Here is a 23,920-nt window from a genome sequence, read left to right on the forward strand (position 1 = left end):
CGCGACGCTGACCGTCGAAGCCACCGCGTCGCCCGAGCCGGGCGACGGGCTCTCAGGCCTCGTGGAGGCCGGACCAGCCCGAGTCCTCGATGGCGCGGAAGCCCGCGTGGATGATGGACTTGGTGATGGCGACCGCCAGGGACGCGTCGCGGTCGGCGTAGGCCGTCATCAGGCGGTCGTGGTCGTCCAGGGAGCGCCGCAGGCGGCCCGGGAACGACAGGCTCAGGTGGCGGAGCTGCAGAGTGCGCAGGCCCAGGGAGCCCAGCATGCGGGTGAGCTGGCGGTTGCCGGTGATCTCGGCCTCGGCCTGGCGGAAGCCCACGTTGTGCCAGAAGTAGGCGTCGACGTCGCCGATCTCGGCGTCCGCGCGCAGGCGGCCCTGCCATTCGGTGAGTACGGCCAGGCTCTCGTCGGTCGCCTCGTGCACGATCAGCTCGCTCACCAGGCCTTGCAGGCTGGCGCGTACCTGGTAGATGTCGCGGACCTGTTCCAGGGTGACCAGCGCCACCCGTGGCCGGCGGCGGGCCGGGATCTCCACCAGGCCCTCACGCTGCAGGGTCAGCAGGGCCTCGCGTACGGGGGTGCGGCTGCTCTTGTAGCGACGGGCCAGGTCGACCGAGTTGAGGTCCGCGCCCGGCGGCAGCCTCGCGACGATGATCTGCATCGCGATGTCCTCGACGATGTGGTCCACCAGGGAGGTGTTCGGCCGTCCCTCACGGAGCAGGGCCCCGAGCATTCCCTCTCCGGACGGCAGGCCCTCGGCGAGACGGCTGGGCTCCTCGGCGATCATCAGGTCCCTCACGGCGTGTCTGCGACGGCTGTGGCGTCGCGCAGGACCTCCAGCATCTGCTGGGCGGCCCGCGGGTGTCCGGCGCCTCGCAACCGTACCGCGGCGATCCGCCGGCAGGGCGCGGGCTGGGTGATCGGCACGGCCACCACGTCCGGGTGCTGGGCCACGAGGGAGAGACGGGGCACGGCGCTGATACCGATCCCGGCCGCGACCAGGCCCTGCGCGGACTGGTAGTCCTCGGTGACGAAGCCGATGTCGGGCTCGAACCCGGCCAGCCGGCACATGGTCACGAACGCCTCGTCATAGGGCGGCCGGTGCGAGCGCACGACCCAGCTCTCACCCGACAGGTCCGCCAGGTCGACGGACGGCTCCTCGGCGAGCGGGTGGTCCAGCGGGAACAGCACGCACAGCGGGTCGTCGGTGAGGTGGATCAGCTCGATGTCGGCGGCGAACGTCCGCGGGGCGAAGTCGTAGTCCCAGACCAGGCCGAGGTGGACGTCGCCCTCCCGCAGGCACGCCGCGATGTCTCCGGCGTGCACCGAGCGGAGCTCGACGCGTACGTCGGGGAAGCGCTTCTGGTAGTCGCGGACGACCCTGGGGATCAGGTCGGCGCCGGCGGTCGGGAAGGCCGCCAGCCGTACGGAAGCGTGCCGGGCGGTCAGGTCGCGCATCTCGCGCTCGATGTTCGCGATGCTGCCGAGCAGGACGGTGCTGCGCTCGGCCAGCACTCGGCCGGCGTCGGTGAGCTCGACACCGCGCGGCCCGCGGGTCATCAGGGACAGGCCGAGCTGGCGCTCCAGCAGCGCCATCTGCTGCGAGACGGCCGAGTGCGTCATGAACAGGGCCTCCGCGGCGGCCGTGAACGACCCGTGCTCGGCCACCGCCGAGAAGATCTGCAGCCGCCGTACGTCGAGCATCGTGAGCCCCCTCTACTCGGGCCGGTCGGCGGCGCGCCCGCCTATCTCACCCTGCCACGGCTTCGGGGCCACCTCGCGCACGCCCACCCGGGCCAGCGCCCGCCGGGCCGTGTGGTCGACCAGGTCCTCGATCGAGACGGGCTGGGCGTAGAAGGCCGGTACGGGCGGCGCGATGATCGCTCCGGCCTCGGCCGCGGCGGTCATCGCGCGCAGGTGGCCGAGGTGCAGCGGCGTCTCGCGTACGAGCAGCAGCAGCGGCCGCCCCTCCTTGAGGCAGACGTCGGCGGCCCGGCTGATGAGGTCGTCCGCGTACGTCCACGCGATCGCGCTGAGGGTCTTGATCGAACACGGCGCGACCACCATCGCGTCCGCGTGGAAGGAGCCCGAGGCGATGGCCGCGCCGACGTCGCCCGGCCGGTACGTCACGTCGGCGAGGGCCTCGACGTCGCGCAGCGAGAGCCCGCACTCGTGCCGCAGCGTCAGCACGCCGGCGCGGGACACGATCAGGTGCGTCTCGATCCCGGGCTGGTCGCGCAGGAGAGTGAGCATGCGCACGCCGTACGGCGCGCCGCTTGCGCCCGTGATCGCGACGATGATCGTCCGCGTCTCGTCCTCCCGTGGCTTTGTCACCGGACCTCGTCTGATGCCTGAACAGTGGATGAATGTCCTGGTCATCACACCACGCCGCCGCGAGCACCCGCCACCTCGGCGGTGTTAGCCCTGCTAACCGCTGACCCCGGCAAACGCCGCTTGTAAGGCGGATGGGGGTTCCTTAGCGTCGCTCACATAAGGAGTATCAGGTGGAAAGGCGGGACTGACTCAGTGACCGGACCGAACAGCGACGAGGCCGGCAGGGGCGCCATCGTCGACGTCCACGCGCACGTCGTACCGCCCTCGCTTCTGAGGGAGCTGGAGGGCGGGTCCGCCGAGGGCTTCTCGGCGGAGCGCACCGACAAGGGCTGGGTCGTCGACGTGCCCGGAGCCGGGCCCACCCGCCCGGCCGGCGCGCGGATGACCGAGGTGGGCCCGCGCCGCGAGTGGATGTCCCGTACGGGCGTCACCGACCAGGTTCTCTCGCCGTGGATGGACGTGCAGTCCGGCGACCTGCCGCCACGTGCCGCGCGCGACTGGGCGCGCCGGCTGAACGACGCGATGGCCGAGACCGCCTCGGCGATGGGCGGCGGCACGCGGGTCCTGGCGACGGTGCCGTCCTACGACGGTGAGAGCGCGGCGACCGGCCTGCTGGAGGTACGGACCCGGCCCGAGATGGCCGGCGTGCTGCTGAACACCTCCCCCCAGGAGGGCGTGGCCCTGCACGGTCCGGAGTTCGAGCCGTTCTGGGCGGCGGCCGAGCAGAACGCCGTCCCGATCATGCTGCACCCGCCGACCTGCGGCCCGTCCAACGCGCTCCCGACGCTCGGTCGCATGGGCAACGTGCACGGACGGCTGATCGACAACACCATCGCCATCACCGAGCTCATCCTGCACGGCCTGCTCGACCGCCACCCGGGGCTGGTGTTGATCCTCGTGCACGGCGGAGGGTTCCTGCCCTACCAGGCGGCCCGCCTCGACGGCGGCTACCGGACGCGGGAGAGCTTCGCGGGCGAGCTGGCGCGTGAGCGTCCCTCCGCCTACCTCCAGGACCTGTACTACGACACCGCCGCCCTGTCCGGGCCCGCGATCGCGTTCCTGGCCGGCCTCGCCGGCGCCGACCGGGTGCTGCTCGGGAGCGACTTTCCCTTCGCGCTCTCCGATCCGCAGCCCGTACGCACCGTGCTCGACGCCGGCCTCGACCCCGGCGAGACGGCGGCCGTCCTCGGCGCCAACGCCGACAAGCTCCTCAGGAGACGCGCATGAGCGAAGAGACCCTACGCATGGTCAGCACGGCACACGGGCCGATGGCCGTACGGCGGCAGGGGGCCGGCGACCCGGTCGTCCTGCTCCACCCGCTGGCGCTGTCCGGCGAGCTGTGGCGGCCGCTGGCCGACGCGCTGAGCGACGAGTTCGACGTGCTCTCCCTGGACCTGCGCGGGCACGGCGCCAGTGGATGGGACGGCCGGGCGTTCTCGATCGAGGACATGGCCCTGGACGTCGCCGAGATCCTGGACGCACTCGAACTGCCATCCGTCGGCATGCTCGGCATGTCCATGGGCGGCAGCGTCGCGGTCACCTTCGCCGGGCTGTTCCCCGAGCGCGTCGGCTCGCTCGTGCTGGCCGACACCACGGCCTGGTACGGCGACGACGCGGTCACGGCCTGGGCCGAACGCGCGCGGCGCGCCGCCGAGGTCCCACGGGCCGAGCAGCTGCCCTTCCAGGTCGACCGGTGGTTCTCCCCCGCGTTCTCCGACCAGGATCCCGAGGAGGTCGACCGCGTCACGAAGATCTTCATGCGGACCGACAGCGCCGCGCACGCCGCCGCCTCGACCGCCATGGGCCGGCTGGACTCACGCCGCCTGCTGCCCGCCGTACGCGCGGCCACGCTCGTGATCGTCGGCGAGGACGACTACGCGACACCGCCCGGCATGGCACGGGAACTGGCGGGCGGGATCGCCGGCGCCACGTTGCTCACCCTGCCCGGCCTGCGGCACATGGCGCTGGTCGAGCGGCCCGAGCTCGCGGACGTCGTACGCCGCGTGTTCGCCGGCAAGCCGGTGACCGAGGGCACTCGTGCCTGAATCGTTGGAGGTCCGATGAAGCCCGGCCGGTTCGCCTACCACGCGCCGCGCGAGCTGGATGAGGCGCTCGCGCTGCTGAAGGAGCACGGCGACGAGGCGAAGGTCCTGGCCGGCGGCCAGAGCCTGATGCCGATGCTGAACTTCCGGCTCGCCCAGATCGAGCACCTCATCGACATCAACCGGCTCGGCGGCGGCCTGGACGCGCCGCGCCTCGACGCCGGGAGGATCGTCATCCCGGCGCTGGTCCGCCAGCGTCAGGTCGAGCGTTCGGCCGAGATGGCGCGCGCCCTGCCACTGCTCACCAGCGCGCTGAAGGACGTGGCACACCCGCAGATCCGCAACCGCGGCACCATCTGCGGCAGCCTCGCCCACGCCGACCCCGCGGCCGAGCTGCCGAGCGTCATGACGGCCCTGGACGCGACGTTCACGATCGCCTCGGCCGACGGCGTCCGTACCCTCGGCGCCGCCGACTTCTTCCTGTTCCATCTGACCACCGCGCTGGAGCCGGAAGAGATCCTGCTCGAGGTGGCGGTCGACCGGCTGCCCGACGGCACCTACTCGGCGTTCCAGGAGTTCGCGACCCGGCACGGCGACTTCGCGCTGGCCGCCGTCGCGGTGACCTGCGGGCTGGACGACGCGGGCGCCGTCACCGGCTGCCGCGTGGTCGCGGCGGGCGTCGCGCCGACGCCGCAGCGGCTGACCGCCGTGGAGGAGCTCGCCACCGGCCGCCGGTTGGACGAGGCGCTGCTGGGCGAGGTCGCCGCCGCGGCGCGCGACGAGGTCGACCCGACGAGCGACATCCACGCGAGCGCCATGTACCGCAAACGCCTCACCGGCGTCCTGGTCAAGCGCGCGCTCGCCGACGTAGGTACGCAGCAGGAGGCGGCCCATGCCTGAGAATCGAGACGGCCACCGGATCTCGGTCACCGTCAACGGCACCGTACGCGAGGAGATGGTCGACGACCGGCTCACGCTCGCCGACTTCCTGCGGGAGCGGCTGCGCCTGACCGGCACGCATCTCGGGTGCGAGCACGGTGTCTGCGGCGCCTGCACGGTGCTGGTCGACGGTGACGCGGTCCGCTCGTGCCTGATGCTGGCGGTGCAGAGCGACGGCGCGCGGATCGAGACGGTCGAGAGCCTGGCCGAGGACGGCAGGCTCAACACCCTGCAGGAGGCGTTCAAGCGGAACCACGCACTGCAGTGCGGGTTCTGCACCTCCGGCTTCCTGATGAGCGTGACCGCGGCGCTGCGCGAAGGGCCGATCGGCGACGAGCAACGGGCACGCGAGGTGCTCAGCGGCAACATCTGCCGCTGCACCGGGTACACCGGCCTGGTCAAGGCCGTACTGGAGGCCGACGCCGAGCGGAAGGACACGGCCAGGTGACCGTTACAGCGGAGAAGATGGTCGGCGCCCGCATCGAGCGGCGCGAGGACGAGCGGCTGCTCACCGGCAAGGGCCGGTACGTCGACGACCTCGACATCCCGGGCGCCCTCGCGGCGGCGTTCCTGCGCTCGCCGAACGCGCACGCCCGCATCCTGAACATCGACATGAGCGCGGCACGCGAGCTGCCCGGCGTCGTCGCGGTGTTCTCCGGCGCGGACCTCATGGAGATCCAGAAGCCGCTCGCGCCGAAGGTCATGCACCCCAAGCTGAAGGACCTCCCCCGGCTGCCGATGCCGCCGGAGGAGGTGCACTTCGTCGGGGAGCCGGTGGCGATCGTGGTCGCCGAGTCCCGCTACATCGCCGAGGACGCGCTGGAGCTGATCGACGTCGACTGGGAGGTGCTCCCGGCGATCGCCTCCACGGCCGCCGCGCTGGCCCCCGATGCGCCGCTCGCCAACTCCAAGGCCGACAGCAACCTCGCCGTCCTGCTCACGCAGCACTGCGGTGACCCCGACGAGGCTTTGCGCACCGCGCCGCACACGCTGTCGGAGGAGTTCTTCGTCATGCGGGGCGGCGGGCACTCGATGGAGACCCGGGGCACCGCGGCGCGCTTCGACCCGGCCACCGGCCAGGTGACGATCTGGGACAACACCCAGTCGCCGCACTACGCGCGGCAGCAGCTCTCGATGATCTACGAGATGGCCGAGGACGACATCCGCGTCATCGCGCCGCCGGACGTCGGCGGCGGCTTCGGCCCCAAGGCGCAGTTCTACGGCGAGGAAGTCGTCATCCCCTGGGTCGCCATGAAGATCGGCCGGGCGGTCAAGTGGATCGAGGACCGCCAGGAGAACTTCTCCAGCACCATGATGGAACGCTCGCAGACACACCACATGCGGGTGGCCTTCGACGATGACGGCATGCTGCTGGCCATCCACGACGTCATCGAGCACGACCAGGGTGCGTACTGCGCCGGCCTGCAGGTGCCCTCGATCACGACGAGCACCGTGCCGGGGCCGTACAGGATCCCGAACATCCACACCGAGCTGCGCGCCTGCTACACCAACATGGTGCCGACCTCCTCGGTACGCGGCGCGGGCCGCCCGCAGGCGGTGTTCGCGATGGAACGCATGATGGACCGGATCGCCGAATACCTCGACCTGGACCCGGCCGAGGTCCGCGCCCGTAACCTCATCCCCAAGTCGGAGATGCCGTACAAGGTCGGCATCACGTTCCGTGACGGGAGCCCGCTGACCTACGACAGCGGCGACTTCCCGCTGCTGCTGTCCGGCACGCTGGAGCGCTTCGGCTACGAGCAGGCGCGGGCCGAGCAGGCGGCGATGCGCGAGCAGGGACGCTATGTCGGCATCGGGATCGCGGCGTACGTCGAAGGCTGCGGCCTCGGGCCGTACGAGGGCGCCAAGGTCCGGCTCACCAACACGGGCAGAATCCTCGTCACGCTCGCGGCGGCGCCGCAGGGCCAGGGGTACGAGACCGTGTACGCGCAGATCGCCTCGGACGCGATCGGGCTCGACATGGAATACATCGAGGTCAAGACCGGCGACACCAGCAAGATCCCGTTCGGGCAGGGCACGTTCGCCTCACGGATCACCGCGACCGCCGGGCCGGCCGTGCACAACGCCGCGACGGAGATGGGTGAGCGGCTGGCCGACACCGCGGCGCAGATTCTGGGTGGCGACCCGGCGGACATCACCTTCGAGGGCGACCTGGCCTGTCTGGGCGGCAACCCGGAGAAATCGGTATCTCTGCTCGATATTGCCCGAGTGGCCAACATAGGCAAACATGGGATCACCCTGCCCAAAGGCATCCGGGCCGGGCTGGAGACCTCGAGTTACTTCGCGCCCGAACGCGCCGCGTACGCCAGCGGTGCTCACGCCGCACTCGTCGAGGTGGACCCCGAGACGGGAGGCGTGACCATCCTTCGTTATGTCATCGGCCACGACTGCGGCAACGTCATCAACCCGCTGCTGGTGGACGGCCAGGTCCTGGGCGGTTTCGCGCACGGGATCGGGAACGCGATGTACGAAGAGCCCGTCTACGACGCGGAGGGGCAGCCGCAGGCCGCGAGCTACCTCGACTACGCGCTCGTGTCGGCGGCCGAGGTGCCGAACGCCGAGCTGTTCCACATCCACACGCCGAGCCCGCTGAACCCTCTGGGCGTCAAGGGCGCCGGGGAGGGCGGTACGATCCCGGCCCCCGCGACCATCGCGAACGCCGTGGAAGACGCCCTGCGTCCCTTCCGCGTTCGCGTGAACCGCGCCCCGGTGACTCCCGCCCGCATCGTGGAGGCGATCTACGGCGACGACCGTACGCCTCCGGAAGGACCCTAAATGATCATCGAGAACTCCTTCGACGTCGACGCCGACCCGGACCGGGTGTTCGACTTCCTGCAGAACCCGCACAACGTCGCCACCTGCTTCCCCGGAGCCGAGCTCACCGAGGATCTTGGTGACGACCAGTACAAGGGCAAGGTGAAGATCAAGCTCGGCCCGGTCACGGCGGCGTTCTCCGGCATCGCCAAGATCACCGAGAAGGACGCGACGGAGCGCCTGGCGGTCCTGGTCGCGGAGGGCAAGGACGCACGCGGATCGGGCACTGCGAAGGCGACCGCGACGATGAAGGTCGAGGCGACCGAGACCGGCTCCAGCGTGCTGCTGAAGACCGACCTGACGATCTCCGGCAAGCTCGCACAGTTCGGCCGCGGCATCATGGCCGACGTCTCCGGGCGAATGGTCAACGACCTCGCCGTACGGGTACGGGAGCGCATCGAGGCGGAGAAGGCGAGCGACGACGCCGATGCGGCGTCGGCCGCCGAGGCCGAAGCCGAGGCAGCGCCGGCCGAGACCGCTGCCACTGAAGTGGCACCGGGCGAAGGTTCGACCGCACCCACACCGGCGTCCGCGCCCGCCGAGACGGCGCCTGCCCAGAGCACGCCCGCCGCCACGTCTGAGGTCGAGGCGGCGGCCGATCCCGGTGCGCTCTCCGGCGCGACCACCGACAGCGCGACGGCCACCACTCCGCCCCAGGCAGGATCCGAGGCCGCGGCGAAGGCTCCGGCGACGACTCCCGCCACGACCTCGGCGAAGGCCGCGGCCACCACCCCCGCCGCCAAGGCACCCGCGGCATCGTCGGAGCCGGCGGGCGCGATCAAGGCGAGCACCCTCCTGAAGGTGATGGTGGCAGGCATGTTCCGACGTCTGTTCGCCCGCCTGCGCGGCCGCTCACACGACGCCGAGGCACCAAAGGGCTGAGCATCGCCTCGGACACCTACGCCGCGGTCCGGCGCGGGTGCCCGAGGCCGTTTCGCGGTCCGTACCTGCCTCTGCCTGCTGTCGGGTTCGCCGCGAAGAAGCACGTGGTCGAGCCACCAGAGCTTGATTCGGACAGATGGGAACCGCAGCCTGAACGGGATGCTCCAAACCTGGAGCTAGCCCCCGTAAGGAGGAACCCGTGAACGCCAACACGGTAATCGCCGTTTGCGCCACCGTCATAGCTTTAGGTTCGCTCTGGATCTCCTACACGCAGGCACGTGCAACAGAGTCACACAATCGTCAGACCGTAAGGCCCCTGTTAAAGATCCGACGAATTAAGAACTACGCCAACCAGGAAACGGGCCTCCAGATTATCAACGCCGGACTGGGCCCTGCGATCATCACCGAATCGGTGGTATCACTGGACGGCAAGATAATCGGGCAATGGAATCTGGACACGTATCACAAGGTCGTCGCCGTCGCTGCACTACCGATAGAACCCTATGTCTACACGGCATTCAGCGGCACCACCATCCTTGTCGGACAGACAAGCTTCCTGCTGCACCTCGACGACTACGTCGACGAAGAGCACGACTGGTTTTGGAAGCTCATCTCACAGCGCATCGACATTGAGATTCACTACGAATCTCTTTACGGCGGCGAGGACTACAGAGTCGAGTTGCCGCCTCTGAGCTGATCGGCGATCGGCGGACCCCTCGCTCGCGGAACGACGACGGGGCGGTAGATTCCGGGTTCGTGGCTGAACCAGTGGAAGCGGTGCTGTTCGACTTCTCCGGGACCCTGATGCGGGGCGAGCCGGCCGACCGGCGGGTGGCCTTCGTGCTGGCCGAGGCGGGCATCGCGCTGCCGGAGGCGGAGATACACGAGTGGGCCCGCCGGCTGGAGAGGTCCGGTGGGCTGCCCGGCGGGCAGCATCGCGGGGCCGTGCCGGACGAGATTCGCGCCACCTGGGAGCGCCGGGACCTCGAACCCGCCGCCCACCGTGGCGCCTTCACCTGGCTGATCAACAACTCCGGATGGCCCTGGCCCGAACTGGCCGACGCCGTCTACGACCAGTGCACCCGGCCGCACGAGTGGGCTCCGTACCCGGACACGCTCCCCGCCCTGAGGGCACTGGCCGAGCGCGGGATCCGTACGGCCGTCGTCAGCAACATCGGCTGGGACCCCCGGCCCGTACTGGCCGCTCACGGCATCGCGGACCTCGTCGACGCGATTCTGCTGTCCTATGAGGAGGGGTGCCAGAAGCCGGACCCCGCGCTGTTCCGCAAGGCGTGCGCGCGGCTCGGCTCCGATCCGGCCCGTACGCTCATGGTCGGCGACGACCGGCGCGCCGACGGGGGTGCCGAGGCGGTCGGGATCCGGACGTTCTTCGTGGACCCGGTGCCCGTCGCGGAACGGCCCGACGGGTTCGGCCCGCTGCTCGCCGAGGCCGGCGTCGGCTGATCAGCCCTGGACGACGGCCCGATGCTCCTGCGGGCTGATCCCCTTCTCACGCTTGAAGGCGGCGCTGAGCGCGAACGCGCTGCCGTACCCGACGCGGCGGGCGACAGCGGCGACGGTCGCGTCCGGTTCGCGCAGCAGGTCGGCGGCAAGGGACAGGCGCAGACCGGTGAGGTAGGTCATGGGCGGTTCGCCGACCAGTTCGGTGAAGCGCCGGGCGAGGGTCGCGCGTGACAGGCCCGCCCTCGCCGCCAGCGTCGCCACGGTCCAGGGGTGGGCCGGGTCCTCGTGCAGAAAACGCAGCGCCGGGCCGACGACCGGGTCACCGTGGGCGCGGTACCACCCCGGCACCTCGGCCTCAGGACGGGAGAACCAGGCCCGCAGTACAGCGGTGAGCAGCAGATCGAGCAGCCGGTCCAGAAGGGCCTCCTGACCGGGCGCGTCACGGCCCAGCTCCTCGTCGAGCAGGGGCAGCAGAGAGGAGTCCCACGCGTCGGCGGGGAGCACGAGCAGCATCGGCAGCGCTCTCAGGAGGCGGCCGCTGACCTCGCCGTCCAGCTGGTAGGTGCCGGTGAACATCGTCACCGAGCCGTCCGGGGCGTCCAGGGTGTCGCCCCACGTACGCAGGCCGAGCGCCATCGCCTCGGACAGGGACTCCCCCTCCGGGGTGGTGCAGTGCTGCCCGGGGTGGATCACGACCCGCGGCGGTGTGGCCGGGTCGTCGGCGACGGTGTACGGGGCCGGGCCGCGGATGACCGCGACGTCACCGGGGCGCAGTCGCATGGCCTCTCCCGTGTCCGGAACGACCCACGCTTCGTTCCGTACGACCGACACCAGGGTCAGCGGCGCCCGGTCCTGGATCCGCAGCGACCAGGGCGGCGTCAGGATCGACCGGAGCAGGAACGCTCCCCTGGCCCTCGCCCCGTCCAGCAGGCTCGCGAGTCCGTCCATGCGCACACCCTAAGACGCACACGCATCCATGTGAGCTTCTCGCCGATGGTCCCGGCCGGGCGGCAGGCGATTCACTGGTCGGCATGAAGATCCTGGCGGGCATCTCCGCTGCCATCACTCTGTTGCTGACCGGCGCCATGGCCGGTCTTTTCTTCGCCTACTCGGCCTCGGTGATGATCGGGCTCGACGCGATCAGACCGGAGCAGGCGATCGCCGCGATGCGGAGCATCAACGTGAAGATCCAGAACGCGGTGTTCCTCCCGGCGTTCCTCCTCGTGCCGGTCCTGGCCGTGGCGACCGGCGTACTGCTCCTCGTACTCGGGCAGCGCGCCGCGGGGCTCGTGTTCTTCCTCGCGGCGGCCGCCTACGTCCTCGGGGTGCTCGTCCCGAGCTTCGCGGTCAACATCCCGATGAACGACGCGCTCGACACGGCGAAGGTGCCGGCCGGCGACGCGGCGCGCGTGTGGTCGGACTACTCCTCCCGCTGGACCCTGTGGAACCACGTCCGCACCGTGTTCAGCTCGCTCGGCCTGCTCCTCGCCGGCCTGGGCCTGTTCATCTGGGACCGGCACGCGTGAGACGGCGCGGAGGACGACTGGGCGCGGTCAGGCGGGGCCGCGCGCGAAGATGACGGCTCCCGGGCCGTCGTCGTCCGGCCCGATGACCAGTTCGGCCTCGATCGTGAACCCCGCGTCACGAAGCCAGTCCGCGATCTTGCTCGGCCGGCGCCGGTGAGTGTCAACGTTGATCGGGCGACCCGTGTAGCCCTCGGACGTGTGTCGCGTCTCGTCACCGACGTGGAAGCCGACCAGCAGCGGACCCCCTGGGCGCAACACCCGGCGGAACTGCTCGAACACGCCGGGCACGGCGTGGTCGGGCACGTGGATCACGGACCAGAGCGCGAGTACGCCGGCGACTGAGTCGTCCGCCAGGTCGAGGTCGGTCATCGTCCCGACCTCGAAGCGCAGGCCGGGGTAGTCGCGCCGCGCGATGGCGACCATCTCGGGCGAGATGTCGATGCCGAACGCGTCCACTCCGAGATCGTGGAGGTGGCCGGTGACGTAGCCCGGCCCGCAGCCGACATCGGCGACCGGCCCACCTCCGGCACCTTGTACCAGCTCGGCGAACAACGCCAGGCTCGCGCGTAGGTAAGGCCTCGCACCGAGCAGTCCACGCACCTTCTCGGCGTATCCGGAGGCGTCGGTGTCGTACGAGGAACGGGTGTCGGACAGCCAGGTGTCAGGCATGCGCGACACGCTAGCCAATACGTCGGCCTCCGGCGCTGAAAGGGGTACGTTCGCCCGATTTGATCACCGTGGATCAGCGGGTACGGGCGCGGAACGCGGCGGTCTTGACGCGGTTCTGGCACGCGGTCGAGCAGAAGCGGCGGGTGCCGTTGCGCGAGGTGTCGACGTAGACGCGGTCGCAGTGCGGTGCGGTGCAGACGCCCAGCCGGTCCGCGAACTCGCTGCCGAGCACGACCGCCAGGCCGGTCGCGCAGCCCGCCACCCATTCAGGCCCCACATCTCCGGCGGGCCCGTGGAAGTGCAGGTGCCAGGGCTCGCCGTCGTGGCGGTCCAGGTGCGGGCGTGCCCGCGTCACCTCCAGGAGGTGGTTCACCTGATGCGCCGCGGTGTCGATGTCGTCATCGGTCACCGCGGCGAAGACGACGCGCAGTTCGGTGGCCATGTCGGCGAGCACGTCGGCGTCGCTCTCGCCGAGCTCGCCGAAGCCGATCTCGGCCAGCGTCGCGCGCCGGTCCGTGCCCTCCGGCGGCACGTACGGACGGCCGCGCCGCTCCCCCGCGGTGAGCGTGTTGACCAGGCGTACGGCGTGGCCGACGACCAGATCGGTGTGACTGTTGAAGTTCACTTGACCAGTTACATCCATCCGTTCTAGGTTGTGACTGTCGAAATGATAGACGACAGTGACGGGAGTCGCTCATGCTCACGACCACGGTGGCACGGACCTGGATCTCCCGCTGGGATCGCCAGCAGGAGGGCTACCTCCCCGACCGTGAGGAACGCTTCACCGCCCTGATCGACGCGGTCGAGGCGGGCGCCGGACGGCCCGACCCGCTCGTGCTCGACCTGGGCTGCGGGCCCGGCTCGCTGTCCGCCCGGCTGCTCGACCGCCTCCCGCGCGCCACCGTCGTCGCGATCGACACCGACCCGCTGCTGCTCGCGCTGGCCCGCGGCGCACACCCGGGCCGTACGGAGCTGCGGTTCGCCGACCTCGACCTGCGGACGCCGGGCTGGGCGGCCGCGCTCGACCTGGACCGCCCGGCCGACGCCGCGGTCAGCACGACGGCGCTGCACTGGCTCCCCGAGCCGGGCCTGCGCACGGCGTACGCCGAACTGGCCTCGGTGCTCCGTCCCGGCGGGCTGTTCCTGAACGGAGACCACATGGAGGTCGGCGAGTCCACGCTGCACCGGCTGGAGCGCGCACTGGCCGAGCGTGCCACGCAGCGCCGGTTCGGCGAGGACGGGCCGGAGGACTGGCGGCAGTGGTGGGACGCGGCCGCCGCGGACCCGGCGCTGGCAGAACTCGTCGCCGCCCGTACGGCCGCCGCCGACCACCACGGCTCGGAGTCCGCCCACCTGTCCGTCCACACCGCCGCCCTCCGCGACGCGGGCTTCGGCGAGATGGGCACGCTCTGGCAGCACGGCGACAACCGGCTCCTCTGCGCCATTCGCACCTGACCTCCCACGGCGGTCGCGGGAACGGTGCGACCGGGCACGCGGCACACCACGATGAGGCAATGGACGGACTCTCCTCAGCAATGCCAAGGAACGCCTGCTGATCAGCGGCCTGGGCATCGAGCTGCTGTGCGACCGGTTCCGCCTTGATACGCAGCCTCAGCCCGGGCCGCGGTCGCGGCACCCGGCCGGCGAGCCGGACGCCGCGACCGTGCACGTCAGGCCGGCGCGGTGACCGCTCCGCCGAAGTGCCGGACGAAGAACCGGGCCGCGCTGTCGACCTCGAACCGGGGCAGCTCCTTGTGCCTGCCCGAGTTCACGTGCAACGACTTCTCCTTCGAGGCGAAGGCGTCGAACAGGGCGAGACCCTCCTCGCGCGAGATGTGCTCGTCATCCCACTGCATGTCGAACTCGATCGGGATGGTGATCTGCTTCGCCTTCTCGGCCAGGACGTCGGGCCAGTGCTGGCCGAAGACCGCGGCGGTGATCCTGGGTTCGATCGCCACGAACGGTATGCCGATCGCGGTGCCCATGTTGATGCCCCAGAAGCCGACCGGCCCGCCGGTGCCGATCTCCGGGAGTTCCTGGAGGGAATCCAGGGCCGCCTGGTACTCGGGCACGGCGAGCTTCGCCAGGTGGTCGTTGTAGCGCACGACGATCGGGCCTTCCGGCTCGCCCGCCGCCCTCGCCCGGAACAGCTCGGCGATCTCCGCCTCGTCGTGCGCCGTGCGCGGCCGGTCGCCGTGACCGGGCGCGTCGATGACGGCGACATGGAAACCGCAGCCGGTCACGAGGCGCCGTGCCCGGCCGGACATCGCCGGGTGCTTCTTGTGGTTGCCGCCGCCGTGGGCCATCAGGATCAGAGGTGCGCGATCGGCCGCGTTGGAGGCCGGCGACCAGAGGACGCCGGGGACGCCGTCCACGGTGAAGTCGCGCTCGAGCATGCCGTTCGACGACGACTCGGCGATGAACTGCAGAGAGTGCACAGGTGTTGCCTTTCGGGAGTGCCTTGTTGTCGAGGCGCTCCCGGCGACACCTACGTCAATCGCCGGCCGTGACGGCAAGGGGGAGCACCCACATGGATACGGCGTTCATGGGTCTCACCTCCTCGGACGGTGTCACGGTCGGCTGGAAGCTATCAGAACGATCATCACCCCTCCAGCCCTTTTCCCGCCACATGATCAGAACTCCAGACAGGGCCCAGCAGCCAGGACGCGGAGACGAGCGGTCAGGCGGGGTGCCGCTCGCGGTTGCCGGTGCGGTTTCTGGATGGGAGTTCGGCGAGGCGGACGCAGAGCATGACCAGGGCAAAGCCGATGAGGCCGTCGATCAGCAGGCGGGAGACGCCGGCACTGCCGTCGATGGTTCCGGCGGCGGCCGCCTCGACGCACTTGGCGATCACGGGGGCGGCCGGGATGGCCAGGAGGGCGCAGGCGCGCCGGCCCTGGTAGGTGCGTGCCAGGACGACGAGGAGGAGGACGGCGGCCATCAGCAAGACGGCCAGTCGCAGCACGCTCCACCAATGCGCCCGGCTCAGGAAGGCGTGCAACGACTCGGGTGTCGCGGGGAAGCTCGGCTCGGGGAAGAACAAGCCGAACAGCGGCGACGTGGTCAGTGCGACGAGGACGGCGGCCGTTGCCGCCGCTCCGAGGATCGCACGGCGGCCGAGGAGTTCCGCGCCGCGACGGGGGCCAGGGGACGCCAGCAGCGACGCGGTGACCACGAGCGCGAGCGGCAGGGAGATGTTCGCCAGCACCGCGGAATAGGCCGACCCCCACATCGTCGTGCCCGTCCCGTAGAGGGCGAGCAGAAGCTGGGCGGTGGTGACCGCACACGCGGCGAGCGTGGCCGGGCGCCGGGCGCCACGCCAGGCCAGGACGGCGATGGTGAGCCAGGCCAGCCAGTAGGGGGCGGGGCCGAAGTAGAAGGCCAGCAGGTGCGGCAGGGAGAAGGAGGTGTGCGCTCGTGTATCGGCGAATTGGGATACGGCCAGGGGCATCTCGACGGCGAATCGCAGGCCGTCCGCGACGAGCAGGAGGGTGGCCAGGAACCCGGCGATGGCGGTGGCGGCAGGCCAGCCTGGGGCATCGGGTGCACTGACGGCTCTGCGCAGACGCACCCGTACGGCGCCGCGCAGCAGGTCGAAGGTGTCGGCGATCGAGGGGCGAACCTGGTCTGGACGTGCTCCGGCCAGCAGTACACCGAGCATCTCCTGCTCATGGTCCGACCGATGGTCGGCGGGGTACCAGGCCAGCAGGCGGCGGTAACGGTCTTCGAGCGTGCTCAACGCGATCCTTCCGGGATGTCGTTCAGGCGGGGGACGCGCCGCGGTCCAGGCGCGCAGGGGAGGCGAGGCGGCGGGCGGCGGCCTCGGTACGGCGGCGGAGCGCGTCGACCTCGGCGGCCAGAGCGGTGGCTCCGTCGTCGGTCAGCCGGTAGTAGCGGCGTAGCCGGCCGTCCACGATTTCCTCGCGGTCGGCGGCGATCAGCCCATCGGACTTGAGCCGGTCCAGCGCCGCGTACAAGGTGCCCGCACGCAGGCGGGTGCGCCCGGCGGAGATCCGCTCGGCGTCGGAGATGATCCCGTACCCGTGCTGCGGCCCGTCGGCCAGCGCGGTCAGGATCAGGAACGTGGGTTCCTGCATGGCCTTACTCATACCGGCTTTATATACCGATGATCTACATATAGGCAAGATCGCGGCGATCCCAAGAGGCACGAAGCCGGCACGGTGCCGGCAACCGCCGGACACGGGCACCGATGGGAGTCACGGACAAATAGGAAAGAACCGCCCTCCCCGCGACTTGCTTTTGTTCGAACTTCTGTTCGATGATGGTTGTCGTGGAAGAGCTATCGACGCAGGTCACAGAGGCGTTGTCGACTCTGTCGCGACCTGCGTTGGTGCCCGTGCTGCCCGTGCTGCACGAGGTGATTCCCGAGGGCGGGCTGCGGCCCGGGACGGTCACCGTCGTCGAGGGTTCGCCCGCTCTGGCGCTGGCGTTGACGGCCGGTCTCGGGGAGCGATGGTGTGCCGTCGTCGGGCTGCCGGAGGCGCACATCGCCGCCGCCGCGTCGATGGGGGGCGACCCGATGCGGGTTCTGCTCGTGGACGACCCGGGCCGGCGGTGGGCCGACGTCGTCGCGGCGCTGACCGACGGCTGCGCGCTGGTGCTCACCCGGCCGCCGGACCGGCCCGCTCCCCAGGTGGCGCGGAGGCTGACCGCGCTGGCCCGCCGCAACGGATGCGCGCTGGTCGTGACCGGGCCGTGGGAGGGCGCGAACCTCCGGCTCCACGTCGAGGCCGGTCACTGGTCCGGCCTCGGCGCGGGCACCGGGCATCTGCGCGGCCGCCGCGCCCTGGTGGTCTCCTCCGGGCGCGGGGCGGCGGATCCCGGACGGCGGGTCTGGCTCTGGCTGCCCGGCCCGGACGGCTCCATCGGCCTGGCCGAGGAGACCCTCGCCGCCGTGACCGGGGACACCCCGGCGATAGCGGTGGCCGGATGACGCCCGCGTTCGCGACCCGGCGCCCCGGCCGGCCGGTCACCGCGCCCCCCGCCCGCCGGGGCCCGGACACCCGTGGCGGACGGCCGGTCTCATACCCCCACCGGCCGCCCGCCACGGCGGTGGCCGGGTGACCCCGCCGCGGGCCCTCGTGGTCTGGTGTCCCGACTGGCCGATCACCGCCATCGGGCTGGACGCCGCCACGCCCGCCGCCGTGGTCTCCGACTCCCTGATCGAGGCGTGCTCGGCGGCGGCGCGCGCGTCGGGCGTACGGCGGGGGCAGCGGATGCGTGACGCGCAGCGGCACTGTCCCGATCTCGTGGTCCGCGACCGCGACCCTGACGCCGAGGGGCGGCGCTTCGAGTCGGTGGCGGTGGCCGTCTCGAACGTCACGCCCTGGGTCGAGATCGTACGGCCCGGGGTCTGCGCGATCCCGGTACGCGGCGCGGCCCGCTACCACGGTGGCGCGGTAGCCGATGAGGAGTCGCTGCGGGTCCACATGCAGGACACCGTGGTCGAGCGGGGTTTCGACTGCGGCGCGGGCATCGCCGACGGCCTGTTCGCGGCGCAGCTGGCGGCGCGTGCCGGAGAGGGCGGCCTGGTGGTGCCCGTGGGCGGGACTCCCGCCTTCCTCGCGCCGTACCCCGTGAGCGTCCTCGACCGGCCCGAGCTCGCCGACCTGCTGACCCGGCTCGGCATCCGTACGCTCGGGGCGTTCGCGGCTCTGCCGGTACGGGACGTCACGGGGCGTTTCGGCGCGGACGAGGTACGGGCGCACCGGCTGGCCCGCGGGCTGTACCCCCGGCCGCCGGCCCCGCGCGCGCCGCTCACCGACCTGACCGTGACGACGGAGTTCGACCCGCCCGCCGTGGCCGCCGAACAGGTCATCTTCGCCGCCAAGACGCTCGCCGAACACCTGCACGAGGTGCTCGCCGCCGAGGCCCTGACCTGCGTACGCCTCGGTGTCGAGGTGACCGGCGCCGACGGGCGTACCCTCATCCGCCTGTGGCGGCACGACGGGGCGCTGTCCGCCCTCGCCATCGCCGAACGGGTCCGCTGGCAGCTGTCGTCCTGGGAGACCTCGCCGGAGCAGGAAGGCGTCGGCGGCGTGGCGCTCCTGCGGCTACTGCCCGACCAGCTCGTCGCCGACGACGGCCACCAGGAGGCGCTGTGGGGCGGAGTCACGGTCTCCGACCGCGTCGCGCGGGCCGCCGCGCGGGTCCAGGCCATGCTCGGGCATCAGGCCATCGCCCGGCCGTTCCCGGCCGGCGGGCGCGGCCCCGCGGAGCACGTCGTACGGGTGCCCTTCGGTGACCTGCCTCCGGCGGCGGTCGCCGGTGGGCCGTGGCCGGGACGGGTCCCCGACCCGCCGCCGTCCGTCGTCCACCCGGAACCACTGCCCGCCGCGGTGACCGACGCCGGCGGCGCTCCCGTCCTGGTGAACGCCCGGCTGGCGGTGTCCGCGCCGCCCTGCCAGGTCGAGATCGCCGGGCGCCGCCTGCCGGTGACGGCGTGGACGGGGCCGTGGCCGGCGCGCGAACGCTGGTGGGACCCGGCCCGTGCCCGCCGCCGTGCCCGGTTCCAGGCCGTCACCGACGACGGCATGGCCCACCTCCTCGTCTTCGAGGGCGGCCACTGGCATGTCGAGGCCGGCTATGTCTAGAGAAAGATGATCATGGGCTGGAACAATCCCGACGTTCCGTGGCAGGAGTTCGAGCGGAAGCTGTCGTGGGGAGGACGCGAGCCGAAGCCCGAGCCGCCACCGAGGCGGGTCCCGCGGCCGAGGCTGTCGGGTGAAGGTGGCTGGGCCGAGCTGCACTGCCACTCGTCCTACAGCTTCCTCGACGGTGCCTCCAGCCCGCGCGAGCTGATCGACGAGGCGATCCGGCTCGGTGTGGAGGCCGTGGCCGTGACCGACCACGACGGCATGTACGGCGCCGTACAGCTCAAGGAGGCCGCCAAGGGCAGTGGCGTGGGCACGATCTTCGGCGCCGAGCTGACCCTCGACCTGCCCGCGAAGCAGGGTGAGCCCGACCCGGGCGGAGGTCACCTGCTGGTGCTGGCCCGCGACGCCGAGGGGTACGGGCGGCTGAGCGGCGCGATCACCAAGGCACAGCTCGCCGGTGGAGAGAAGGGCCGCCCCGTCTATGACCTGGCGGACCTGGCGGACGCGCACGGCGGGCACTGGGCGGTCCTCACCGGCTGCCGCAAGAGCCTGGCGCACGCCGGCGGCGGGCTCCGTACGCTGATCGAGATGTTCGGCCGGGAGAACGTCTACGCCGAGCTGATCGACCACGACCAGCCCCTGGACGACGCGCGCAACGACGCCCTGTACGACCTGGCCGGACGCGAGAAGCTCGCCGTCATCGCCTCGAACAACGTGCACTACGCCGGGCCGGATGACGCCTCCCTCGCCGAGGCGCTCGCCGCCGTACGCGCCCGGCGCGGGCTGGACGACATGGTGTCCTGGCTGCCCGCCACCGGCACCGCGCACCTCCGGTCGGCCGGGGAGATGCGGGCACGGATGGCGCGCTTCCCCGGCGTCGTCGAGCGCACGGTCGAGCTGGCCCGGTCCTGCGTGTTCGATCTGAGGCTGGTCGCGCCGGACCTGCCGGACTGGCTCGTCCCCGAAGGCCACACCGAGTCGACCTGGCTGCGGCATCTCGTCGCCGAGGGTGCCGCCGAGCGGTACGGGCCGCGGCGGCGGGCGCGCAAGGCGTACCGGCAGATCGACCAGGAGCTGAACGTCATCGACGACCTCGGCTTTCCCGGCTACTTCCTGATCGTGCAGGAGATCGTGGAGTTCTGCCGGACGGAGGACATCCTGTGCCAGGGCCGCGGCTCGGCGGCCAACTCCGCGGTCTGCTTCGCCCTGGGCATCACCGGCGTCGACGCCGTGAAGCACAACCTGCTGTTCGAGCGGTTCCTGTCCCCGGGCCGCGACGGCCCGCCCGACATCGACCTCGACATCGAACACCGCCGCCGTGAGGAGGTCATCCAGCACGTCTATGCCAAGTACGGCCGGGACCGCGCCGCGCAGGTCGCCAACGTGATCAGCTACCGGCCTCGCATGGCCGTACGCGACGCCGCTCGCGCGCTCGGCTTCTCCCCCGGCCAGCAGGACGCCTGGTCCCGGCAGCTCTCTCCCCATGAGCCGCTGCCGCCGGACGGCATCCCGGAGGCGGTCACCGAACTGGCCGGCCGGATGCAGCGGCTCCCCCGGCATCTGGGCATCCACTCGGGCGGCATGGTCATCTGCGACCGGCCGATCGGTGAGGTCTGCCCGGTCGAGTGGGCCCGGATGCCGGGCCGCACCGTCCTGCAGTGGGACAAGGACGACTGCGCCGCCGAGGGACTCGTCAAGTTCGACCTGCTCGGGCTGGGCATGCTGTCGGCGCTGCACGACACCTTCGACCTCGTGGCCACGCACCATGACATCCGCTTCGACCTGCACAACATTCCCGAGGAGGACCCGGACGTCTACGCCATGCTGCGCGACGCCGACACGGTCGGGGTGTTCCAGGTCGAGTCCCGCGCCCAGATGGCCACGCTGCCGCGGCTCAAGCCCGACCGCTTCTATGACCTGGTCGTGGAGGTCGCGCTGATCCGGCCCGGCCCGATCCAGGGCGGCTCGGTCCACCCGTACCTCCGCCGCCGCAACGGGCAGGAGCCCCCGGACATCCCGCACCCGCTGATGCGGGGCGCGCTGTACCGGACCTTGGGCGTGCCGCTGTTCCAGGAGCAGATGATGCAGCTCGCCGTGGACTGCGCCGGGTTCACGCCGGCGGAGTCGGACGCGCTACGGCAGGCGATGAGCTCCAAGCGGGCGCCCGAGCGCATCGAGCGGCTCCACGACCGGTTGCTGAGCGGCATGGCCGAGCGCGGCATCTCCGGCGAGATCGCCGAGGAGGTGTACGAGAAGATCCTCGGCTTCGCCAGCTTCGGCTTCCCCGAGTCGCACGCGCAGAGCTTCGCCCATCTCGTCTACGCCAGCTCGTACCTGAAGCGGCACTATCCGGCGGCGTTCACGGCGGCGCTGCTGCGCAACCAGCCGATGGGCTTCTACAGCCCGCAGACGCTGATCGGCGACGCGCGGCGGCACGGCGTACGCGTCCTCGGCGTGGACGTCAACGCGAGCGCGGACCAGGCGACGCTGGAGGCGCCCTACGCCGAGGCCGCCGGCTCGCCGCACTCCCCCGCCGGCGCGCAGCCGTCGGTCCGCGTGGGCCTGTCGTACGTGCGCAACCTCGGTAAGGAGGGCGCGGAGCGGATCGCCGCCGGGCGGCCGTACGAGAGCCTGGAGGACCTGGTCCGGCGGGTGCCGATGCCCACTGCCGCGCTGGAGGCGCTCGCCACCGCGGGCGCGTTCGGCTGCTTCGGCCTCGGCCGCCGCGAGGCGCTGTGGGCCGCGGGCGCGCTCTCCCGCGGCGCCACGTCGCCCGCCTCGGCCCCGTGGCGCGCCGAGCGGCTGCCCGGCACCGCCCCGGGCACGTCGGCGCCCGCGCTGCCCGCGATGACCCCGATCGAGGAGACCATCGCCGACCTGTGGGCCACCGGCACGTCGGGGCGGCACCCGATCGCCCACGTACGCCACATGCTCGACGAGCGCGGCGCCATCCCCCTGGGCGCGCTCGGTGACGTACCCGGCGAGACGAACGTCCTGGTCGCCGGCGTGGTCACGCACCGGCAGCGCCCCGGGACGGCGGGCGGCGTGATCTTCTTCAACATCGAGGACGAGACCGGCATGGGTAACATCGTCTGCCGTCCCCAGGTCTGGGAGCGTTACCGCGCCATGGCCTTCCAGGCCCAGGCGATGCTCGTGCACGCCCGTCTCGAACGCCATGAGGGCGCGACGAACCTCGTCGCCACCCGACTGCGGCGCCTTCCCGTGACGACCATGGCCCGGAGCCGCGACTTCCGATGACGACGCCCGGCCCCTCGCCGGCCTGGCCGATTCCCTGGTCTTTGCGCGAGCGTGGGGTTCGATTCGCGACCCAGGGAAATCACCGCTGGAAACGTTCCGCGGAGGTGAACGGTGGCGGCGGAACCCATGGAGCCGGCAGCGGCACCGGCCGGGGCGCTCTCCGCCCTGGAGTGGGAGTCGAAGCTGCGCCGGGAGTTCGAGACCGCCGGCCTGTGGGCACGCGACACGCTGGGCCCGGACTACACCGAGCTGAGACCGTACGGTCCGCGCACCACTCCCGGCTTCCCGGTCTACCCGGACCTGGAGGACCGGCTTCTGCGGACCGGGCGGCACCCGGATCCCGTCATCGCGCACGCCCTGGCCACCTGCGCGGCCTACGCCTACTCGGACGCCGAGACCGTCTCGATGATCATGGCGAGGCTGGGTCTGGAGAAGAACCACTGCCGCGTGGTCACCTCATCCGTCGATGCCATGTTCATCCGCTCGACCGCGTTCCTGGTCCAGAGCGCCAGCGGGAGGGTCGCGATCCTCTGCTACCGCGGCACCGTGCCCACGGACTTCACCGGCTGGATGACCGACGCCGACGTCGCACCGGAGCGAATGACGTACCGGATCGGTGATCCGCGCGCCACCGTGCACGCGGGCTTCTACCGCAACGTACGTGCGACGCGCTACGAGGTCGTGGCGGCGCTGAAACGCGCCTGCCAGGGCCGCTCGGTCCGCGCTCCGCTCCCGGACGAGCCCGACGGGCCCCGGATGGACGGCCTCGAGGCGCTGTACGTCACCGGGCACAGCCTCGGCGGCGCGATGGCCGCGATGATGGCCGTCATGCTGCGGCACGAACGCAAGTTCCGGGCCGGCGACGACCTCACGGACCGGCTCAGGGCCGCCTACACGTTCGGCCAGCCCATGATCGGCGACCCGCGCTTCGCCCGCGCCTGCCAGAAGGACGCGTTCCTGCGCGACAACGTGATCCGGTACGTCTACGACAGCGACGTCGTTCCTCATCTCCCGCCGAAGACCGCCGGGCCGTACCGGCACTTCGGCCGTGAGTTCTCCTACCAGGTCCCCCACCTGCGCCGCGGCGTGCTGGGCCTGTCGCGCTACCTCGGCCACCCGTACGACACCCGGCGCGGGCACCTGCGGGAGCAGGCGGTTCCCGCCGGGCAGACGCTGAGCCTCCTGGGCGGGTTCGGTCTCGCGGCGCTGGCCTTCGCCGGCAGCCGCGTCCAGCCGCTGCGCTCACTGCCCGTGGTCTACTCCTTCGAAGATCATCGGCCTCAGCACTACATCACCTGCCTGACACCGCCGGGAGTACAGAACGAGTTCGGCGACTAGGGCGTGTTTTGTG

23 protein-coding genes are annotated in these 23,920 nt (G+C 71.5%); 14 read left to right on the plus strand and 9 right to left on the minus strand.

Annotated elements, in window-relative coordinates; genetic code table 11:
- Positions 1-52: 52 nt before the first annotated feature.
- The 3 genes from FB559_RS40080 to FB559_RS40090 are packed head-to-tail and all read right to left on the minus strand — an operon-like array spanning position 53 to position 2,337.
- Complete coding sequence (locus tag FB559_RS40080) at positions 53-802, minus strand: GntR family transcriptional regulator (protein WP_221640675.1); 750 nt, start codon at positions 800-802, stop codon at positions 53-55.
- Positions 799-1,707 (minus strand): LysR family transcriptional regulator, encoded by a 909-nt coding sequence (locus tag FB559_RS40085; protein WP_141962808.1) that lies wholly within the window; start codon positions 1,705-1,707, stop codon positions 799-801. Before FB559_RS40085 ends, FB559_RS40080 begins: the two co-directional genes overlap by 4 nt.
- 12 nt (positions 1,708-1,719) lie before the next feature.
- Positions 1,720-2,337 carry a UbiX family flavin prenyltransferase gene (locus FB559_RS40090; protein WP_281286367.1) on the minus strand — a complete coding sequence of 206 codons (618 nt, stop codon included), beginning with the start codon at positions 2,335-2,337 and terminating at the stop codon, positions 1,720-1,722.
- Positions 2,338-2,529: 192 nt separating this feature from the next.
- Here FB559_RS40090 and FB559_RS40095 point away from each other — a divergent pair, with 192 nt between their 5' ends.
- From FB559_RS40095 to FB559_RS40130, 8 genes are all read left to right on the plus strand, one after another.
- The gene (locus tag FB559_RS40095) at positions 2,530-3,564 is read left to right on the plus strand and encodes an amidohydrolase family protein (protein ID WP_185792701.1); all 1,035 of its coding nucleotides are present in this window, start codon (positions 2,530-2,532) and stop codon (positions 3,562-3,564) included.
- A complete protein-coding gene (locus FB559_RS40100; protein WP_221640676.1) occupies positions 3,561-4,382 on the plus strand; it encodes an alpha/beta fold hydrolase in 822 nt (273 codons plus the stop codon). The genes FB559_RS40095 and FB559_RS40100 overlap by 4 nt, the downstream gene beginning before the upstream one ends.
- Positions 4,383-4,397: 15 nt before the next feature.
- Entirely contained in the window at positions 4,398-5,279 is an 882-nt protein-coding gene (locus tag FB559_RS40105; RefSeq protein ID WP_141962811.1) for an FAD binding domain-containing protein, read from the plus strand.
- Positions 5,272-5,766 carry a (2Fe-2S)-binding protein gene (locus tag FB559_RS40110; protein WP_185792702.1) on the plus strand — a complete coding sequence of 165 codons (495 nt, stop codon included), beginning with the start codon at positions 5,272-5,274 and terminating at the stop codon, positions 5,764-5,766. Before FB559_RS40105 ends, FB559_RS40110 begins: the two co-directional genes overlap by 8 nt.
- Entirely contained in the window at positions 5,763-8,114 is a 2,352-nt protein-coding gene (locus FB559_RS40115) for a xanthine dehydrogenase family protein molybdopterin-binding subunit (protein WP_221640677.1), read from the plus strand. Before FB559_RS40110 ends, FB559_RS40115 begins: the two co-directional genes overlap by 4 nt.
- On the plus strand, positions 8,115-9,035 hold the full coding sequence (locus tag FB559_RS40120) for an SRPBCC family protein (RefSeq protein WP_141962812.1): 921 nt from the start codon (positions 8,115-8,117) through the stop codon (positions 9,033-9,035).
- A 199-nt stretch (positions 9,036-9,234) separates the two neighbouring features.
- The gene (locus FB559_RS40125) at positions 9,235-9,732 is read left to right on the plus strand and encodes a hypothetical protein (protein ID WP_141962813.1); all 498 of its coding nucleotides are present in this window, start codon (positions 9,235-9,237) and stop codon (positions 9,730-9,732) included.
- A 59-nt stretch (positions 9,733-9,791) separates the two neighbouring features.
- Positions 9,792-10,499 (plus strand): HAD family hydrolase, encoded by a 708-nt coding sequence (locus FB559_RS40130; RefSeq protein WP_221640678.1) that lies wholly within the window; start codon positions 9,792-9,794, stop codon positions 10,497-10,499.
- On the opposite strand, the gene FB559_RS40135 is transcribed toward FB559_RS40130, so the two are convergent.
- On the minus strand, positions 10,500-11,447 hold the full coding sequence (locus tag FB559_RS40135; protein ID WP_141962814.1) for an AraC family transcriptional regulator: 948 nt from the start codon (positions 11,445-11,447) through the stop codon (positions 10,500-10,502). It lies immediately after the preceding gene.
- Positions 11,448-11,530: 83 nt separating this feature from the next.
- Between FB559_RS40135 and FB559_RS40140 the strand changes: the two genes are divergently transcribed.
- Positions 11,531-12,025, plus strand: coding sequence for an anthrone oxygenase family protein (locus tag FB559_RS40140; protein ID WP_141962815.1), 495 nt, complete (start codon positions 11,531-11,533; stop codon positions 12,023-12,025).
- A gap of 27 nt (positions 12,026-12,052) precedes the next feature.
- Here the strand turns inward: FB559_RS40140 and FB559_RS40145 are convergent, their stop codons facing one another.
- Positions 12,053-12,694, minus strand: a complete 642-nt coding sequence (locus tag FB559_RS40145) for a class I SAM-dependent methyltransferase (protein ID WP_141962816.1) — start codon at positions 12,692-12,694, stop codon at positions 12,053-12,055.
- 73 nt (positions 12,695-12,767) lie between these two features.
- Positions 12,768-13,319 carry a CGNR zinc finger domain-containing protein gene (locus FB559_RS40150; RefSeq protein WP_141962817.1) on the minus strand — a complete coding sequence of 184 codons (552 nt, stop codon included), beginning with the start codon at positions 13,317-13,319 and terminating at the stop codon, positions 12,768-12,770.
- A gap of 71 nt (positions 13,320-13,390) precedes the next feature.
- Here FB559_RS40150 and FB559_RS40155 point away from each other — a divergent pair, with 71 nt between their 5' ends.
- Positions 13,391-14,149 (plus strand): class I SAM-dependent methyltransferase, encoded by a 759-nt coding sequence (locus tag FB559_RS40155; protein WP_141962818.1) that lies wholly within the window; start codon positions 13,391-13,393, stop codon positions 14,147-14,149.
- A 215-nt stretch (positions 14,150-14,364) separates the two neighbouring features.
- Here the strand turns inward: FB559_RS40155 and FB559_RS40160 are convergent, their stop codons facing one another.
- The 3 genes from FB559_RS40160 to FB559_RS40170 all read right to left on the minus strand — a co-directional run bounded on the left by FB559_RS40160 (position 14,365) and on the right by FB559_RS40170 (position 16,803).
- Positions 14,365-15,132, minus strand: a complete 768-nt coding sequence (locus FB559_RS40160; RefSeq protein WP_141962819.1) for an alpha/beta hydrolase family protein — start codon at positions 15,130-15,132, stop codon at positions 14,365-14,367.
- A 242-nt stretch (positions 15,133-15,374) separates the two neighbouring features.
- Entirely contained in the window at positions 15,375-16,433 is a 1,059-nt protein-coding gene (locus FB559_RS40165) for a hypothetical protein (protein ID WP_141962820.1), read from the minus strand.
- 22 nt (positions 16,434-16,455) lie between these two features.
- On the minus strand, positions 16,456-16,803 hold the full coding sequence (locus FB559_RS40170; protein WP_141962821.1) for a PadR family transcriptional regulator: 348 nt from the start codon (positions 16,801-16,803) through the stop codon (positions 16,456-16,458).
- Between the two features lie 182 nt (positions 16,804-16,985).
- Here FB559_RS40170 and FB559_RS40175 point away from each other — a divergent pair, with 182 nt between their 5' ends.
- From FB559_RS40175 to FB559_RS40190, 4 genes are all read left to right on the plus strand, one after another.
- Positions 16,986-17,648, plus strand: a complete 663-nt coding sequence (locus FB559_RS40175) for a hypothetical protein (RefSeq protein WP_246122845.1) — start codon at positions 16,986-16,988, stop codon at positions 17,646-17,648.
- A 127-nt stretch (positions 17,649-17,775) separates the two neighbouring features.
- Positions 17,776-19,308 (plus strand): DNA polymerase Y family protein, encoded by a 1,533-nt coding sequence (locus tag FB559_RS40180; protein WP_141962822.1) that lies wholly within the window; start codon positions 17,776-17,778, stop codon positions 19,306-19,308.
- 12 nt (positions 19,309-19,320) lie between these two features.
- Positions 19,321-22,569, plus strand: a complete 3,249-nt coding sequence (locus FB559_RS40185; protein WP_141962823.1) for an error-prone DNA polymerase — start codon at positions 19,321-19,323, stop codon at positions 22,567-22,569.
- A gap of 111 nt (positions 22,570-22,680) precedes the next feature.
- On the plus strand, positions 22,681-23,907 hold the full coding sequence (locus tag FB559_RS40190) for a lipase family protein (RefSeq protein ID WP_141962824.1): 1,227 nt from the start codon (positions 22,681-22,683) through the stop codon (positions 23,905-23,907).
- The last annotated feature ends 13 nt before the right edge of the window (positions 23,908-23,920 follow it).

Origin of the sequence: Actinoallomurus bryophytorum, assembly GCF_006716425.1 — a bacterium.
Classification (GTDB): Bacteria; Actinomycetota; Actinomycetes; order Streptosporangiales; family Streptosporangiaceae; genus Actinoallomurus; species Actinoallomurus bryophytorum.